Below are 17,166 nucleotides of genomic sequence, written 5' to 3'. Positions count from 1 at the left end.
AACCCGTCGAGCTCTTCCGGGCTGTTGGAAGGGACGGAGGGAGCAAATAGGAGCCGGAAAGGCGCTGTCAAGAGCACCACGGCGCGCGACGGCCGGAGGAGGCCGCCGCCGAGCGCGCTCACCTTGACTTATCGAGCCGGGCCACCGAGGACGTCACCATGAAACTTTCATCCGCCTCCCCGGACAGGAGGCTGACGAAAATTTCCGGATCACAAGATGCACGTAGTAGCTGCACAATCGAGACGAACAGCCCGGCGACGCCGGAACTTTCACTAAATCCTTGACAATTTTCGGACACTATTCTCACACTGAGTGCCCGAGGTGGTCCCCCCATCGGATCGGCGGGACGGAGGCTCCAGCATGCGTGTCAACGCCATGTCCCCACCGACCGCCGCCCCAGGCGCTGGAAGTCGCCGAACCAGGTCGCCCGCGCGACCAACACGTCACGCACGATCGTCGTTCGTCACGCATCGATCCCTCGACACCCTTCGTCGTGCCCGCACTCCTAACGACTTGGAGGTCGCGCGGACAGGCGCTCCGGAGGTGCCTCTGGGTGACAGATGTCCGCTGCTAGGCTGAACGCATGTCAGCCGCATCGTGCTCGGCCGCTTGCGCGGCAGTGACCAGAACGTCCCGCTAGCGGCGGGACGTTCGACGCACAGCACCACCAACCTGGAACGTCCAGCCGCCTCGTGATCAGTCCGGAGCGGCTCTTCGTGCTGCCCGGAAACTCTTCAGAGCGACGGAGCACTCGATGCTTTCAGGCATTTCTTCTTCCCGCGGGCGAAGGACGTCTTCCACGCGCGCGTGGCTCGCGCTGTGCGCGATGTCAATGCTGCAGTTCCTCATCGCGGTCGACGTGACCGTGGTCAACATCGCGCTGCCCTCGATCGGCGCGAATCTCGGCGTCGATGGCCACTCGTTGACCTGGGTGGTGGTCGGCTACACCATCACCGGTGGCGGGCTGCTGATGCTCGGCGGCCGCCTCGGCGACCTGCTGGGCCGCCGCCGCACGCTGCTGGTCGGAACCACCTTGTTCGGTGCGGCGTCTCTGCTGGCGGGGCTGGCCCCCTCGTTCGCGGTCCTGGTGGTCGCGCGCCTCCTTCAGGGGGCCGGCGAGGCGATCGCGCTGCCGGCCGCGATGGCCGCCATCGTGCTCATGTTCCCGGAAGGCCCGCGCCGGTCGCGGGCTCTGAGCGTGTGGGCCGCGGTCGCCAGCTGCGGGCTGGTGCTCGGGTTCGCCCTGTCGGGCATCATCACCGCCCATCTGGGCTGGCGATGGATCTTCCTGATCTCGGTGCCGTTCATCCTGGTCGTGATCGTGGCCGCGCTCATGCTTGTCCAGGCCGACCGTCCCGCTCCCCGTGGACGGGCCCGGCTGGACCTGCCGGGCGCGATCTTGCTGACCGCATGCCCGCTGCTGTTCACCTACGCCGCGGTCGAGGCAGGTGAACCCGGCACCAGCCCCTGGGTGAGCCTGGCGTCGCTGGCCGGCGCGGTGCTGGCCGCCGCCGGGTTCATGCGGGTCGAGTCGCGGTCCCTGAACCCGCTGGTACCGCCGGCCTTCTTCGCCAACCGCCCCCGCCTGAGGGCGAACCTGACGACGATGCTGCTCAGCGGGGCGCTGTCGACCTCGTTCCTGCTGTTCACGTTCTACCTGCAGGACCGTCTCGGGATCGGCCCGCTGGGCGCCGGGCTCACGATGCTGCCGTTGGCCGGCGCGCTGATCGCGGCCTCGGTTCTTGTGCCCCGGCTGCTGGGAAGCTGGGGAGCACGCGCGTGCGTGCTGGCAGGCCTCGGCTCCGCTGCGGGCGCGATGACGGTGATCGCGCTCGTGGCAGCTCTGGGGGCCGGAGCGGCGTGGCTGCTTCCGGCGATGCTGCTGATCGCCGCCGGGATGGGCTTCGGCCTGGTGGGGCTGCAGTACATCGCGGTCAGCGGAACCACTGACGAGGACGCCGGGATCGCCTCCGGCATCCAGCGAGCAGCCGACCAGCTTGGAGGGGCCGGCGGCGTGGCGGTCTACGTGGGCATGGGGTTCGCCCCCGCCGTGCACGCCGGCGACCCGTTCCTGATCGCCGCGGTGCTCGCCATCGCCGGGCTGGTCGTCGGTGCCGTGGTCATCAGCCGTTCCTCGGCCACGACAGAGCTGCAGCCGAAGGCCGAATAAGAAACCATGCCGCCACGCACTGCCCTCGCGCAGTGCGTGGCGGCACGCCCCACCCGGCACGACCCGCCAAGCATCAGCGGAAGCTCACGTGCCCGTACTCCCCGCTTTCGTCACCGACCCCCTGTGGGACCAGTTCCAGGTTCTCCTTCCTGAGCGAACCGTCAGCCACCCATGGGGCTGCCATCGGCCCCGTGTTCCCGACCCAGTCGTCTTCGAGCAGCTCCACTGATCCATGAGCGGGCCGCCGACGCCCGCGTTGTTGACCGGGCTCCAGCGGTTCTGACCCGCACCCGCACCACCTCGGGGCCGGACACGAGCATGACGGCGATCCGGCACAGCGCACATCGCAGGCGCGGCGGCATGCGCCGCCCGACGAGACCACGCCGCCCGGCGGCCGGCGGCATCTGCCCGCGCACCCGGCCACGCCCGGCTCGGCTACGACCGCGCCCGGATCCCCCGCGCCGCCGGCCGCGATCTTGGCGGTCACCGCTCCCCCTTTGTGTCGGTCCAGTCGAAGCAGATGGCTCCGGGCGGTGCGCCGCCGTCTCGCAGGCGTGCGTAGGTGGATTCCGCGTCCAGGGGAGACACCCGCTCGGAGATCATTCCGGCGGTGCGGAACGTGCCGGAGGCGAGGCGGCGGAAGTACAACTCGGCCACCGCGTCGCGGTTGAGCGGGCCGGTTGACGGGTCGTCGGAGACGAGGCCGGCGTGCGCTCCGAGGATGGTCAGCGAGTTGCTGACCACGCCGGGCCCGAGCATCTGCCGGGACGGCGTGGGCGTGTCGCCGAGCAGGACGACGCGGCCCAGCGTACGGGCCAGCCGTACCGCCTGGGAGAGCACGGCGGGGTTGCCGGTGACGTCGAAGACCACGTCGGCGAGCCGGCCGCCGGTCAGGTCGGCGACGGCGGCGCGGGCGTCGGCCGCGGTCGCCGCGAGCAGGTCGCTCGCGCCGCTCGTTCGCGCCAGGTCGAGCCGCCGGGCATCGGTGTCGACGGCGATGACGCGGGCGGCTCCGTGCGCGACCGCGTACTGGACGACCAGCTGCCCCACCGGCCCGAGTCCGAGAACCACGACGGTCTCGCCCAGGGCGATCGCGGCTCTGGCGGTGCCCGCCGCGGCCGTGACGACGAGAGGCACCCACACCGCCTCCTCGTCCGTCACGCCTGCGGGCAGCAGCCGGACCTCGCGCTCGGCGAGTGTGACCAGCTCCTCGTGTGACGCGTAGCTCTGCACGCGGTCGCCGGGCCGCAACGTCGTGACGCCTGCGCCGACCGCCTCCACGACCCCGGCCATGCTGTACCCGGGCCGGAACGGGTAACGCACCCACTCCTCCCAGTTGGTGCCGGGGTCGAAGTCGCCGCGCAGGCAGGCCAGCTCGGTGCCGGGGCTGATCAGCGACAGCGTGGTGCGGCACAGCACTTCGCCGGAACCCGGCGGAGCGACGTCCTCACGCGCCACGCGCACCTCGCCCGGCTTCGGGAACTCCACGAACAACGACCTCATCGGCCCCTCCGAAGGTGGGCGGTTCATGCGATTTCGTCCATGCGTACGAACCGGGCGCCGGCCGCGCGCAGCCCGTCGATGACCAGCGGCAGGGCACGGCCGGTGGCCGTGGTCCAGGGATGGAACAGCACCACGGCGCCGTCGCCGTACGCGGCGGCCTCCTCGATGACCAGGCGGGCGACGCCCGGCCCGGTGGCCTTGCCGCGCCAGTCGAACGGGTCCACGTGCCAGCTCGTCTCCCGGTAGCCGAGCCGGTCCAGGGCGGACCGGATCGCCGGGTCCTCGCTGCCGTCGCCGAACGGGCAGCGGAACCAGGGACGCGGGTCGTGGCCGGTGGCGCGGCGGATGGCGCGTTCGGCGAGCTGTACGTCCTGCTTGAGGGCCTTCTGCGACAGCCAGCTCATCGGCGCGTGGTGGTGGGAGTGGTTGCCGATCAGGTGACCGCGGGCGGCCAGGTCCGCGGCCAGCGAGGGGTTGGCCTGGGCCCAGCGTCCTTGGACGAACATGGTCGCCACGGCCTCGCGCTCGGTGAGCGTGTCGAGCACCTGCCGGGTGCCGTCCGGGTGAGCGGGCCGGTCGCCGTGCTCGACGTCGAAGGTCAGCGCCACTCGCCAGGGCGCCGGTCGGGTTGGGGGTGACTTCGTCACGCTTTGTCACCTGCCTCTGAGTCGGGGGGCCGCCTTGACAGAGGTAGCGGCTGTGATCAGTGTCGGTGTTGCTGACAACATTGTCATCAAACAACCGCTTGGCAGATTCCGGAAGGAAGCGAACGCCCGATGGCCCGCTATCGGCTCGAAGCCGGTCCGATCCCCCTCCACCACCAGGTCTACCTGGATCTGAGCGCCAGGCTCGACGAGGGGGAATGGCAGGCGGGAGACCGCCTGCCACCGGAAAGAGAGCTGGCCCGCCGCTACGGATGCAGCCTCATCCCGGTCCGGCGGGCCCTGGCCGAGCTGGCCCGCGAGGGCCGCCTGGAGCGCACCCGCGGGCGCGGCACGTTCGTCCTGCATTCCCGGCTGGAGGTCGACATGGGCACCAGCCAGAGCTTCGCCGACCTCATGCACCTGCACGGCATGGACCCGGACACCAGGCTCGTCGAGTCCGGGATCGAGAGGCCGGGAGAGATGGTCGCCGCCGCGCTGGCCCTGCCGGCCGGGGCGCAGGTCGTCTACCTTGAACGCCTGCGCATCGCCAACGGCGAGCCGCTGATCCTGGAGCAGGTCCACCTGCCGGCCGACCGCTTCGCCGGGCTGCTCGACCATGACCTTGAGCGCAACTCCCTCTACGGTCTGCTGGCCGAGCACTACGGGGCCAGGATCGTGCGCGCCCGCGAGGTCATCGAGCCGGTACGGCTGCGCGCCCACGAGGCCCGCCTGCTCGACCAGCCGGTGGAACGCCCCGCCATGCTCGTCGAGGGCATCGCCTTCGGCCCCGGCGACGAGCCCGTCGAGTTCACCCGCAGTTACGTCAGAGGCGACCGCGCCCGCCTCTCCTTCGAGCTCTCGCTCGCCCGCCCCCCGAACCCCAGCCTCGGGAGAGACACGTGAATCGCTTATCGAACGCCCTGCTCGCGATCGCATCGGCCGTGGCACTGGCCGCCTGCGGAGCCGCCTCCCCGCCGGGCGGTGACGCCGCGGCGGTGGAGCTGCGCTGGTACTGCTGCCTCGGCACCGGGGAGCAGGCCGAGCAGGTCAAGGCAGAGCAGAAGGTGATCGAGAAGTTCCACGCCGCCCAGCGCAGGATCAGGGTGAAGCTGGAGGTCGTCACCTACGACTCCGCCCGTGACACGCTCGCGACCCAGATCGCCTCCGGCAACGGGCCCGACCTCGCCGGTCCCGTCGGCGTCGGCGGCGCCGCCGCCTTCCACGGTCAGTGGCTCGACCTGGCTCCCCTCATCAGGTCCAGCGGTTTCGACCTCAGCCCGTACGCCAAGGGCAGCGCCGACCTCTACCGGATCGGTTCCGTGCAGGAGGGAATCCCCTTCGCGATCTACCCGTCGACCCTGTACTACAAGGCCGACATGTTCGAGGAGGCCGGTCTGGCCGCGCCGCCGCACAAGTACGGCGAGAAGTACACCTGGCCCGACGGCCGCCAGAGCGAGTGGAACTACGACACGCTCAGGGAACTGGCCCTCAGGCTCACCGTCGACAAGAACGGGAAGGACGCCACCCAGGCGGGATTCGACCCCGGCGAGATCGTGCAGTACGGCTTCGAGCCGGCCCGCGACGACCTGCGCTACCAGGGAGCCGCCTTCGCCCCCGGCTCGCTGGACGCCGGCGACGGCAGGACCGTGAAGATCCCCGGCGCCTGGGCCGACGCCTGGCGCTTCTTCTACGACGGCATGTGGAAGGACCGGTTCATCATGACCGGCCCCGTCTTCGAGACCGAGCAGTTCAACGGGGACGGCGCCGCCTTCTTCTCCGGGCACGTCGCGATGAGCGTCAACTTCCTGTGGTCCACCTACGGCGTGGCCGGCGCGGGCGACGACTGGGACCTGGCCGCGATGCCCGCGCACGACGGCAGGACGACCTCCCCCACCAGCGCGGACACCTTCCGGATCCTGGCCGGCAGCAAGCACCCGGCCGAGGCCTTCGAGTTCCTGAAGTACCTGGTCGGCCCGGCCTCGCAGGAACTGCTGTCGGCGTACGGCGCGATGCCCGCCCGTACCGCCGACCAGGAAGCCTTCTTCGCCAAGCTGGCCGGGCAGTTCACCAACAAGGTCGACTGGCAGGTCGTCAAGGACAGCGTGGCGTTCGCCGACAACCCGCACTCGGAGTCGTACACGCCCAAGTACAACCAGACGCTCACCATCCTCGGCACCTACCGGAGCCGCTGGATGACCAAGGGCGGGCTCGACATGAACGCCCAGCTCAAGGAGATGCGCGAGGAGATCCAGGCGGCGTGGAACCGCTCATGAGAGGCGAGACGATGTCCCGGGCGGCCCGCCGGGAGGCCCGGTACGGATTCCTCTTCGTCCTTCCGTGGATCATCGGGTTCCTCGCGTTCACGGCGCTGCCGATGGCGGCCACGTTCGTCTTCACCTTCCTCAACATCTCGCCGGCCGAGCAGCGGCCGCTCATGTTCGTCGGCCTGGCGAACTACCAGCGGCTCTTCGCCGACCCGCAGGCGTGGGCCTCGCTGTGGGTGACCGCCCGCTTCGCCCTGCTCTGGCTGCCGCTGGTCGTCGCCCTGCCGTTCCTGCTCGCGGTCGCGGTCAACAGCAGGTACGTGCGCGCCGCCGGGCTGCTGCGCGTGCTGCTGTTCATGCCGTACGTGGTGCCGTTCGTGGCCGGCGCGCTGATCTGGCAGAACATGCTGGTCGACGACGGGTGGATCAACACCGCGCTGCGCCGGCTCGGCGTGGACGACGCGCCGAGCTGGCTGAGCGACCCCGCCTGGGTGATCCCCGGGCTCGTCATGATCGGCCTGTGGGGACTGGGCTCGGGCGTCATCATCAACCTGGCAGGGCTGCGCGGCATCCCCACCGAGCTGTACGACGCCGCCCGGCTCGACGGCGCCGGATGGTGGCGCCGGCTGTGGCACGTGACGATCCCGATGATGTCGCCGGTGATCTTCTACACGATGATCCTCGCGGTCGTCGAGGTCATGCAGTACTTCCTCGTCCCGCTGGTGCTCTTCAACGGCACCGGCGACCCCGGCGGCGCGACCCGCTTCTTCAACCTCTACCTGTACCAGACCTTCTTCACCTATCAGGAGATGTCCTACGGCTCGACGCTGGCGTGGCTGCTGTTCGTCATCACCCTCGTCGTGACCCTGGTGCTGTTCCGGCTGTCCAGACGCTGGGTCCACTACACGAGTGAGAGGTGACCCGGTGCCCCCGTACGCGGCCCGCCGCATCCGGACCGCCCTGATGACGATCGTGATGTTCGGCATCGTCGCGGCGTTCCTGTCGCCGCTCGTCCAGATGACGCTGGCGTCGCTGAAGAGCGAGCGGCAGGTCAGCCAGGCGCACGCGCCGCTGCTGCCGTCCGACCCGCGCACCTTCACCCATGAGGGCCGGCAGTACGACGTCTACCAGGTGCCGGTCGACGGCGCGGTCCGCGAACTCGCCCTGGTGAAGAAGGGGCGCGCCGAGAGCGAGTTCGTCGACCCGGCGGCGCCCGGGAAGGGAACCGTCATCTGGCGCGGCTCCTGGCGCACCCTCGAACCGAGCTGGACCCTGGCGCCGCAATGGTCGAACTACGCCGCGGTCTGGAAACTCATCGACTTCCCCCGGCTGCTGCTCAACACCATCGCACTCGCGGTGATCAGCACGATCGGGACCGTCCTTTCGTGCACGCTGGTCGCCTACGGCTTCGCCCGCTTCCGCTTCCCGGGCCGAGGACCGCTGTTCACCCTGCTCATCGCCACGATCTTCCTGCCCGCCGCGGTGACGCTGATCCCGACATATGCGATCTTCGCGCAGCTCGGCTGGGTCGGCACCTGGCTGCCGCTGCTCGTGCCGGCCTTCTTCGCCAACGCCTACAGCGTCTTCCTGCTCCGGCAGTACTTCCTCACCATCCCGCGCGAGATGGACGAAGCGGCCTCGATCGACGGCGCCGGACCGCTGCGCACGTTGCGTTCGGTGATCGTGCCGCAGGCGTGGCCGGCGATCACCGCCGTCACCCTGTTCAACTTCGTCTACACCTGGAACGACTACTTCACCCCGCTCATCTACCTCTCCGGCCGGCCCGAGCTTCAGCCGCTGCAGGTTGGCCTGGCCGCCTTCAACGGCCTGTACTCGACGAAACCCGCCTACATCCAAGCCGGGGCCATGATGACGATCGCCGTACCAGTGATCCTTTTCGTCTGTTTCCAGCGCACGTTCGTGCGCGGCATCATGAGCACCGGAGTGGAGAAATGACACCGGCGGCCCACCGAACACCCTTCCGTCAGAGGGAGCGGAGGGCTCCGGTGAAGGTTGCCGTCGCCACGCTCGGCATGAGGAAGAAGAGGTATCTCAATCACCCTTTTGCGGTAATGGTGCGGCGGGCTGCGAAGAGTCATCGTCAAAGGACTGACATGCGGCTCCGGAGGCACAGATGCCTGGAACGACCCCTCCCCTGATGGCGTACTGGGCCATGTACGACGCGATGACTCCCGAGGAGCAGAAGGAGCACGACAAGGCCACCCGCAAGGGGATCAAGCTCGCCCTCAAGCTCGCGAAGCACTGCGCGGACGTTGACACTCCAGATCCTGACGACAAAGACGACTGAGCCTAGCGCCGGCGAGGGCTTGGGGCGCGGAGGAAGGATCGCTGAAGTGCTCACACTGACGGCGATCGCCGAAGACCCCCTTGTCCTGACGCGTCGCCTGAACCTGAAGGACGGTTCGGAGGTCGTCTTCCGGCCGCTCCTGCACACTGACGCGGAACGTCCGGCAGCCTTCCTGGAAGGGCTGTCGGCCGAATCGAGGCGACTGAGAGAACGCAGCTCTTCCCGCTCATCGCGGACGTCGCACGGCATTTCGGCAGGAAGAGAATCATCCTGTTCGGCGGCGTTCACGCCGACAACCCACGCGCCGTTCGCTACTACAAGAAGCACGGCTTCCAGCTGGTCGGCTCCTTCACCGGGAGCGACGGCGCACAGTCGTTCGACATGATCCTGGACCTGCATCCGCTTTCAGGCCAGTGACGCCTTCGTCCAAGCTTCGGCGGCACACGCTTGACCTTCGCCGGCGCGGACCGAACGAGATCGGATCCCTCCTCTTGCCGTCGCCGAACACCTGACCCCGGTCTCGCGCATCCCATCCGCACCGGATGCGACGGTCTGTGCCGTCGTCAGCTTCATGCGTGAGAGCGCTGTGTCGCGTTCCCATCATGCACGGCGGCGTATTCTTCGATCACGCTACGATGGCCCCATGGCATTGCTCTACCAGGCAACGCTTCGGCCTACGAAGCTTGAGCTGCTGAGCGACTGGTTGCCGGGACGCCCCTGGTACTCCGGGTCGGCCGGCGAGATGCAGCAGACAGCCTCCTACCGGTTCGACGACCCGGCCGGCGCGGTCGGGATGGAGACGATTCTGGTACGGGTCGATGACGGCCCGGTTCATCAGATGCCGCTCACCTACCGGGGGGCGCCGTTGCCCGGTGGCGACGCGTGGCTGCTGGGCACCACCGAGCACTCGGTGCTGGGTACACGCTGGGTTTATGACGCGGTCGGTGATCCTGTCTACGCTGCGGCACTGGCGAGTGCGATCATCGGTGGCACGGGCCAGGCCGAGAAACTGGTGCAGGTCGATGGCCGCCTGGTGCGTCGCGAGCCTGACATGAGCGTCGTCGGCGGTGGAGGCGGGGCAGGGGTGACGCCGGCCGTGGGAGAGATCGAGCGCGTCACCGAGGACGACCCGACGGTCATCGTGACAGACACGATCGAGCTGGTCGTCGTCCGCCGACTCGACGTCGGCGTCGAGCTCGCGGACGTGGTGCTACGTGGCGCCTGGCCAGGCCAGGAGACGCCGGCGCCACTGGCGTCCGCGAGACTTCGCTGACGTCCACCAGACCACGGCTCAGGTCAGACCACGGCTCAGGTCCCGATACGAGCTCAGCTGAGCGGACAGGCGCCTCCTTCGGTTGCCTGCCGAGCGGCAGTGCGGAGACGGTGAACCGCGATGTCAGGTACGCCCGGCCGTCCGGCGCACGGACGGCACGGACGCGCCCGACCTTGTGAGCTACCAGTTACCGTCGCTGATGGGCTCCAGCCGGAACTTCTCGTTGTCCTGGGTGCCGGTGTCGTACTGGTTCAGGCTGGCGCCGTCCTTGAGGCTGGCGTTCTCGATCGCCAGCACCTTGCCCGACTGCTTGACCACGATGCGGACGTAGCCGTCGCCGGCGTCCCGCAGCTCGAACTTCTCGTTGTCCTGGGTGCCCGTGTCGTACTGGTTCACGCTGGCACCCGGATCGAGGCTGGCGTTCTCGATCGCCAGCACCTTGCCCGAATGCTTGACCACGATGCGGACGTAGCCGTCGCCGGCGTCGCGCAGCTCGAACTTCTCGTTGTCCTGGGTGCCGGTGTCGTACTGGTTCAGGCTGGCGCCGTCCTTGAGGCTGGCGTTCTCGATCGCCAGCACCTTGCCCGACTGCTTGACGATCAGCCGGGCTCGCGACGGGTAAGGAGCCATGGCTACCTCCTTGATAGGGGGATTCGGGGCAGGACCCTGCCACACACACCGGACGGTGCGGCCCTGCCAGTGGTCACCGCGTTGAGCCGGTCGACACTCAAGGGTCAATAGAGGCACAGTTGCCATATCGAAGACATATTCCTCAGCCTCGAATTCCGGCAGATGCGCCCGTCAAGAAAACCCGTGATGAGCTGCCAAACCACGGCTGCGCCTCGACATCATGGAGTTGTCGGTGATGGCCAGAATTGGCGACAGCAGAAATGGCCATTTGATCCCCTCCAATTGATGATCGAGGCGGCGACGCGCTGTTCGTCTCCATGAAACTTGATTGCGGGCGGGAAATCACCCTCCGGGCCGTGGCCACATCCGGCCAGGGTTCAAACCTCCGCCACCTGATCCCACCAGCGGTGTCAGGCAAGATCATCACGAGCTGCGAGGCCAGAGCTGCGGCCATCAGACAACGGCTCCGCCAGATCATTGTCTGGCATGACGTTGCGAATGTCTTGTAGCGGGATCAGAATGCCGTCATGGGCCAAGGGGCGATGCGGAAGCTCGCTGCCGTACGGCAGCGCGACGACTTGGATGCGTGCCAGGGAATAGCGTATGAGTGGGATCGGGGTGGTTCTGAGGCTATCGCGTTGAAGCATGTCCGATGGCGCCGAAATTACTTGGCAATGCCGCTGAATGTATGCATGCACTAAAGCGTGTCGACCTTGCCAAAAATCGGCCTAAATTTCGCGGACGTGAAGCCGGAGGCCGCGACCAGGGCCCGCCATAGGCCCTTTGTCCATGCAACGGACGGTCCTTGCTGTAGCCCGGCATCCGTTCTCGTGGAGCCGCAGGTCAGCGGGCGGCGACCGTGGCTGACAGGGCCAGGGTGGCGGCGCCTCGGGCGTGGCCGCTGTCGTCCCAGGGGCGGACCATGATCTCCACTCCCGACAGCACGCCGCTCTCCACCGCCGGCCGGAACCCGGGCTCCAGGTACGGCCACAGCACGTGGCTCTCGCCGATCACCGCCAGCGCCCGTACGGCCAGGACGTTCACCACGCCCGCGGCCGCCCTCCCGAGCGCCGCCCCCGCCTCGGCCATCAGGTCGCGCACGCCCGGCACGTCCTCGGCGGCCAGCCGGGGCAGCTCGGCCACCGGCACCGGCACCGGCGTCAGCCCGCGCTCGTACGCGCGGGCGGCCAGGGCGTAGTCGGCCGCGTAGGACTCCAGGCAGCCGCGCCGCCCGCACACGCAGGGCGGCCCCTGCGGGTCGATCGGCACGTGCCCGAACTCGCCCGCGACGCCGTCGGGCCCGCGATGGATGCGCCGCCCGAGCACGATGCCCATGCCGATGCCGCCGCCGACGGCCAGCACCAGGAAGTCGTCGTGGTCGCAGCCGGCGCCGAACAGCAGCTCGGCGCTGGTGCTGGCGCGGGTGTCGTTGTCGATGAGGACGGGGACCGGCAGGCGTTCGGCCAGCAGGGGCCGCAGCGGCAGGTCCGACCAGCCCAGATGCGGCGAGATGCGCACGATCCCCCTGGCCTGGTCGATCACGCCGGGGACGGCCAGGCCGATGCCGCGCACCCGGCCGCCGGCGGCGGGGTCGGCCAGCTCGCGGGCGCACACGGCGGCGAGCTGCCCGACGGGGTCGGCACGCGGGTCGAAGGGCACCGTGAAGCGGCGCGCCTCGCTGCCGTTGAGCCGCATGAGCACGCCGACCACGTGCGTGTGGTGCACCCGCAGGCCGAGCGTGTACGCGGCGTCCGGCACCAGCTCAAGGGGTACTTTCGGGCGACCACGCCCGGCCGCCTGCGGCGCCAGCTCGCGTACGTAGCCGAGCTCGATGAGGCGGCGGGTGTGCTCGGTCACGGTCGCCGCGCCGAGCCCCAGCCTGAGGGCGAGCTGCGTGCGGTTGAGCGGCCCGGACCCGAGCGTCGTCAGGATCTCCGTCCTGGCCAGATCCTCGCGCATCCGCAGTTCTCCCTCTTGACGTGTGTTCCGGAGCAAGCCTAGGGTTCCGCATCAATAATAAATTCGACCCCGAAAAATATACCTTGACGGAGGTCCCCCCATGAAGGCACTCCTGGCCGCGGGGCTCGTACTCCTCGCCGGCGTCACCGCGTGCGGCGGAGGCGGCGGCGCGGGCACGGCGGGCGGCGCCAAGCAGGACGACGGTACGGTCACCCTCGACTGGGAGATGTGGGCGGGCAGCGAGGAGGAGAAGGCGCAGCTCGACCACCTGGCCAAGCTGGTCACCCAGCAGGACCCGAAGATCAGGATCAACCTGCGGACCGCGCCCTTCAACGCCTACTTCACCAAGCTGCAGACCGAGTTCGCCGCGGGCGAGCAGCCATGCGTGGTCTCCATGCAGAGCCTGCGCCTGGGCGCCTACGCCGATCTCCTCGAACCCCTCACCGCTCCCGAAGGCTTCGCCCCCGCGGCACTGGACGCGCTGAAGATGAACGGCCGGCAACTGGCCCTCCCCTACGACCTGGGCCCGATGCTCCTCTACTACAACAAGGACGCCTTCGCCAAGGCCGGCCTGGCCGAGCCCAAGCCCGGCTGGACCACCGCCGACTTCGAGCAGGCCGCCAGGAAGCTGACCACCGGCGGCAAGTACGGGTTCGGCATGTCCTTCTCCGACCTGCACCTGCTGTCGATGCTGCTGTCCTACAACGGCGCCAAGCCGGTCACCGATGACGTGAAGCTGCAGCTCGACAGCGAGCCCATGGTCGCGGCCACCACCTGGTACGCGGGCCTGGCCGGGAACAAGGCGGCCAGCGTGCCGGCCGGGTCGGCGGAGCTGGGCTGGGGCGAGACGCAGTTCGTCAACGGCAACGCCATGATGGCGGTCGACGGCTCCTGGAACATCGGATCCACGATCAAGGAGGCCAAGTTCCGGGTGGGCATCGCGCAGCTTCCCGCCGGGTCCGGGGGCGCGAAGACGTACGTGGCCAACTCCGGGTTCGGGGTGGCCAAGGGCTGCCCGTACAAGGAGCAGGCGGTCAAGGCGGTCTCCGTGCTCAGCGGCAAGCAGGCGCAGGCGTACCTGGCGGGTGAGGGGCGCGGCTTCCCGGCGATGACCTCCGAGCAGTCGGCGTACGAGAACTTCCTGGTCGGCAAGAACCAGGACAAGGCCGACGACGTGCGGGCGGCGCTGTCGGCGGTCAAGGAGGCGGTGGCCGGGGGCGTGCCGCTGTTCACCACCAAGAACTGGGACGACGTCACCAAGCTCATGGCCCAGCACCTGCTCCAGGTCTACACCGGCGCGAGCGGCGCCAAGGAGGCGCTCGCCACCATCCAGCAGCAGGGGGCGCGCGGGCAGTGAGGTCACGAGAGCAGTGGCACGCGCTGGGGTTCGCCACGCCCAGCGTGCTCGGCCTCGGGTTGTTCACCCTGTTCCCGGTCGGCATGGCCGTGGTGATGAGCTTCTTCGACTGGCCGATGCTGGGCGGGAGCAGCTTCATCGGCCTGGAGAACTTCCGCTACCTGTTCGGCGAGGACCCGGCCTTCCTGTCCGCGCTGCGCAACACGTTCGTCTTCACCGGCCTGTACGTGCCGCTCAACATCGTCCTGGCGCTGGCGCTGGCGTTCTGGATCAGCAGGTCGCGGTGGCAGAACCTGTGGCGGGTGCTGTTCTTCATCCCGGCGATCACGCCGATGGTGGCCAACGCGGTCATCTGGAAGCTGCTGTTCCAGATGGTCGGCACCGAGCCGAACCTGCTGGCCGACGGGCGCACCGCGCTGGTGTCGGTGGTGGCCATGAGCGTCTGGCAGGGGTTCGGGTACAACCTGATCGTCTTCTCCGCGGCGATCAACGAGATGTCGCCGTCGGTCCTGGAGGCGGCCTCGCTCGACGGGGCCACCGGGCTGCGCAAGCTGGTCAGCGTGCAGCTCCCGCTGATCTCGCCGGCGCTGTTCTTCGCCACGACGATGACGGTGATCAACTCGTTGCAGGTGTTCACGCAGCCGTACATCCTCACGGCCGGCGGGCCGGGCAACGCCACGGAGACGCTCGTCATGACCGTCTACCAGGCCGGGTTCCAGTCGCGCGAGCTCGGGCTGGCGGCGGCGGGCGCGTGGGTGCTGTTCGCGATCATCCTGCTCGTGACCGCCGCGCAGTTCCTCGGGCAGAGGCGGTGGGTGCACTATGAGAGCTAGATCCGTCGTCTCCCACGTGCTGCTGGCGGCGGTGACGCTGGCCTTCCTCTATCCGCTGATCTTCGCGGTGGCCACCGCGCTGAAGCCGGCGGGCGAGACGTTCAGCGATCCCGGGTCGCTGGTCGGCTCGCGCATCCGTTGGCAGAACTTCGGCGACGTGTTCACGTACGTGCCGTTCCAGCGCTACATCCTCAACGGCGTGCTGGTGGCGGGCGTGGGCACGCTGGTCGTGCTGGCCGCCTCCGCCCTGTCCGCCTACGCCTTCGCCTCGCTGCGCTGGCGCGGCCGGGACGGCGTCTTCCTGCTGTTCCTGGCCACGCTGATGGTGCCGCAGGAGGTGCTGGTCGTGCCCATGTTCATCCTCATGCAGAAGTTCGGCTGGGTGGACAGCTACCAGTCGCTGATCTTCCCGTGGGCCTTCACCGCGTTCGGGACGTTCCTGCTGCGGCAGTTCTTCCGCTCGGTGCCGCGCGAGATGCAGGAGGCGGCGCGCATCGACAGCGCGAGCGAGGTGCGGATCTTCCTGTCCATCATGCTGCCGCTGGCCAGGCCCGCGCTCGGGGTGCTGGCCGTGTTCACCTTCATCAACTACTGGAACAGCTTCCTGTGGCCGCTCATCATGGTCAACGACGTGACCGAGCGCGGCACCGTGCCGCTCGGCCTGCAGTTGTTCTTCGGCCAGAACGGCAACCAGTGGCATCTGGTGATGGCCGCCTCCATCGTGTCCATCCTGCCGACGCTGTTGCTCCTCCTCGCCCTTCAGAAGCATCTGGTCAAGGGCATCGCCACCGCCGGTCTCGCCGGCCGCTGAAAGGACCATAGTGCTGTTTTTCGACCGCCGTGTAGGCCCCGACCTGGGCGCCGACTACCCGGCGAGGGACGTGCCCGACTGGTACAGGGACGCCAAGTTCGGCGTTTTCGTCCACTGGGGGCTGTACTCGGTGCCCGCCTGGGCGACCGCCCGGCTGCCCGGCGAGCACGTGCCCGTGGAGCTGGAGTTCAGCCACCACCAGTACGCCGAATGGCACGCCAACACCGTCCGCATCCCCGGCTCGCCCGCCCGCGCCTTCCACGAGCGGGAGTACGGGGTCGGCACCCCCTACGAGGACCTCGCCGACTCCTGGCGGGCGGAGGCGTTCGACCCGGCGGCCTGGATGCGGCTGATCGCGGGGTCCGGCGCGCGCTACGTCGTGCCCACGGCCAAGCACCACGACGGGTTCTGCCTGTGGGACACCGCCACCACGGCCTTCAGCAGCGCCCGCCGCGGCCCCCGCCGCGACCTGATCGCCGAGCTGGACCGCGCCGCCCGGGCGGCGGGCCTGCGGTTCGGCCTGTACTACTCCGGGGCGCTGGACTGGCACGTGTCCGACTTCCCGCCGATCCAGTCGATGACGGACCTGTTCACGCTGCGCCGCAACGACGAGGCGTTCGCGCGCTACTGCTTCGAGCAGGCCATGGAACTGATCGACCGGCACTCCCCCGACGTGCTGTGGAACGACATCGACTGGCCCGACTCGGGCAAGGCGGCCGGCCCGCACAGCCTGCAGGCGCTGTTCGAGCACTACTACGAGCGGGTGCCCGAGGGCATCGTGAACGACCGCTGGGGCGTGCCGCACCTGGGCTCGCGCACCCGCGAGTACGTCTCCGAGCAGCAGACCTCCCCGTGGGTGTGGGAGGCCACGCGCGGGCTCGGCCAGTCGTTCGGCTTCAACCGGGCCGAGGACGAGCGCCACCTCGTGCGGCCGGACGAGCTCGTCCACCTGCTGGTCGACACCGTCGCCAAGAACGGCAACCTGCTGCTCAACATCGGGCCGCGGGCCGACGGCTCGCTGCCGGAGTCCCAGGTCGAACGGCTGCGGCACCTGGGCGCCTGGCTGGCGGCCCACGGCGAGGCGATCTACGGCACCCGGCCGTGGGTCCGGCACGCCGAGCCCGTCGGCGATCCGGTCCGCTACACCGCCGCTCCCGACGGCGCCCTCCACGTGATCGCCCTGGACCCGGCCGCGGGACGGCTGACGCTCGCCGGCGACCTGGCCGAACGGGCGCGGGCCGGAGCCACCTGGGGTGACGGCCCGGCCGCGGTGGATCGTTCCGGCGGGGTCGTCGTCCCCGAGGCGTTGCGCGGGCTGCCGGCCGCCGTCCTCAGGCTGGCGCCCGGCGCCTGAACGGGGGGCGCGAACGCGTGGGCCGCGACCGCGCCATCGGCGTGGATGGCTGACGGAGCT

Annotated in this window: 15 protein-coding genes and 1 pseudogene; 12 read left to right on the top strand and 4 right to left on the bottom strand. The window is 69.2% G+C overall.

Annotated features, from left to right (window positions below; genetic code table 11):
- Window positions 1-826: 826 nt before the first annotated feature.
- Complete coding sequence (locus ABT158_RS31090; RefSeq protein WP_352359427.1) at window positions 827-2,170, top strand: MFS transporter; 1,344 nt, start codon at window positions 827-829, stop codon at window positions 2,168-2,170.
- 88 nt (window positions 2,171-2,258) lie between these two features.
- Window positions 2,259-2,393 (top strand): annotated as a pseudogene (locus tag ABT158_RS31085) (IS5/IS1182 family transposase); the annotation flags it as partial.
- Between the two features lie 260 nt (window positions 2,394-2,653).
- Here the strand turns inward: ABT158_RS31085 and ABT158_RS31080 are convergent.
- Window positions 2,654-3,673, bottom strand: a complete 1,020-nt coding sequence (locus tag ABT158_RS31080) for a zinc-binding dehydrogenase (protein ID WP_352359425.1) — start codon at window positions 3,671-3,673, stop codon at window positions 2,654-2,656.
- A gap of 23 nt (window positions 3,674-3,696) precedes the next feature.
- A complete protein-coding gene (locus tag ABT158_RS31075) occupies window positions 3,697-4,320 on the bottom strand; it encodes a polysaccharide deacetylase family protein (RefSeq protein ID WP_352359423.1) in 624 nt (207 codons plus the stop codon).
- A 129-nt stretch (window positions 4,321-4,449) separates the two neighbouring features.
- Between ABT158_RS31075 and ABT158_RS31070 the strand changes: the two genes are divergently transcribed.
- From ABT158_RS31070 to ABT158_RS31045, 6 genes are all read left to right on the top strand, one after another.
- Window positions 4,450-5,220, top strand: coding sequence for a GntR family transcriptional regulator (locus tag ABT158_RS31070; protein ID WP_352359421.1), 771 nt, complete (start codon window positions 4,450-4,452; stop codon window positions 5,218-5,220).
- The gene (locus ABT158_RS31065; RefSeq protein ID WP_352359419.1) at window positions 5,217-6,590 is read left to right on the top strand and encodes an ABC transporter substrate-binding protein; all 1,374 of its coding nucleotides are present in this window, start codon (window positions 5,217-5,219) and stop codon (window positions 6,588-6,590) included. The genes ABT158_RS31070 and ABT158_RS31065 overlap by 4 nt, the downstream gene beginning before the upstream one ends.
- Window positions 6,587-7,501, top strand: coding sequence for a carbohydrate ABC transporter permease (locus ABT158_RS31060; protein WP_352359417.1), 915 nt, complete (start codon window positions 6,587-6,589; stop codon window positions 7,499-7,501). The genes ABT158_RS31065 and ABT158_RS31060 overlap by 4 nt, the downstream gene beginning before the upstream one ends.
- A 4-nt stretch (window positions 7,502-7,505) precedes the next feature.
- A complete protein-coding gene (locus ABT158_RS31055) occupies window positions 7,506-8,537 on the top strand; it encodes a carbohydrate ABC transporter permease (RefSeq protein ID WP_352359415.1) in 1,032 nt (343 codons plus the stop codon).
- Between the two features lie 178 nt (window positions 8,538-8,715).
- Entirely contained in the window at window positions 8,716-8,889 is a 174-nt protein-coding gene (locus ABT158_RS31050) for a hypothetical protein (RefSeq protein WP_352359413.1), read from the top strand.
- A 643-nt stretch (window positions 8,890-9,532) separates the two neighbouring features.
- Window positions 9,533-10,162, top strand: a complete 630-nt coding sequence (locus ABT158_RS31045) for a CG0192-related protein (protein WP_352359411.1) — start codon at window positions 9,533-9,535, stop codon at window positions 10,160-10,162.
- Between the two features lie 180 nt (window positions 10,163-10,342).
- Here ABT158_RS31045 and ABT158_RS31040 read toward each other — a convergent pair whose 3' ends face one another.
- Complete coding sequence (locus ABT158_RS31040; RefSeq protein ID WP_352359409.1) at window positions 10,343-10,792, bottom strand: RICIN domain-containing protein; 450 nt, start codon at window positions 10,790-10,792, stop codon at window positions 10,343-10,345.
- 843 nt (window positions 10,793-11,635) lie between these two features.
- Complete coding sequence (locus tag ABT158_RS31035; protein ID WP_352359407.1) at window positions 11,636-12,751, bottom strand: ROK family protein; 1,116 nt, start codon at window positions 12,749-12,751, stop codon at window positions 11,636-11,638.
- Between the two features lie 100 nt (window positions 12,752-12,851).
- Between ABT158_RS31035 and ABT158_RS31030 the strand changes: the two genes are divergently transcribed.
- Genes ABT158_RS31030 through ABT158_RS31015 form a run of 4 tightly spaced genes read left to right on the top strand, consistent with a single transcriptional unit; the run spans window position 12,852 to window position 17,106 of the window.
- Complete coding sequence (locus ABT158_RS31030; RefSeq protein ID WP_352359405.1) at window positions 12,852-14,108, top strand: ABC transporter substrate-binding protein; 1,257 nt, start codon at window positions 12,852-12,854, stop codon at window positions 14,106-14,108.
- Entirely contained in the window at window positions 14,105-14,941 is an 837-nt protein-coding gene (locus tag ABT158_RS31025; protein ID WP_352359403.1) for a carbohydrate ABC transporter permease, read from the top strand. Before ABT158_RS31030 ends, ABT158_RS31025 begins: the two co-directional genes overlap by 4 nt.
- Window positions 14,931-15,752 (top strand): carbohydrate ABC transporter permease, encoded by an 822-nt coding sequence (locus ABT158_RS31020; RefSeq protein ID WP_352359401.1) that lies wholly within the window; start codon window positions 14,931-14,933, stop codon window positions 15,750-15,752. The genes ABT158_RS31025 and ABT158_RS31020 overlap by 11 nt, the downstream gene beginning before the upstream one ends.
- A gap of 10 nt (window positions 15,753-15,762) precedes the next feature.
- Complete coding sequence (locus ABT158_RS31015) at window positions 15,763-17,106, top strand: alpha-L-fucosidase (protein ID WP_352359399.1); 1,344 nt, start codon at window positions 15,763-15,765, stop codon at window positions 17,104-17,106.
- The last annotated feature ends 60 nt before the right edge of the window (window positions 17,107-17,166 follow it).

It is taken from the genome of Nonomuraea sp. NPDC001636 (genome assembly GCF_040298265.1).
Taxonomy (GTDB): Bacteria; Actinomycetota; Actinomycetes; order Streptosporangiales; family Streptosporangiaceae; genus Nonomuraea.
This window is presented reverse-complemented; position numbering and strand designations above follow the sequence as displayed.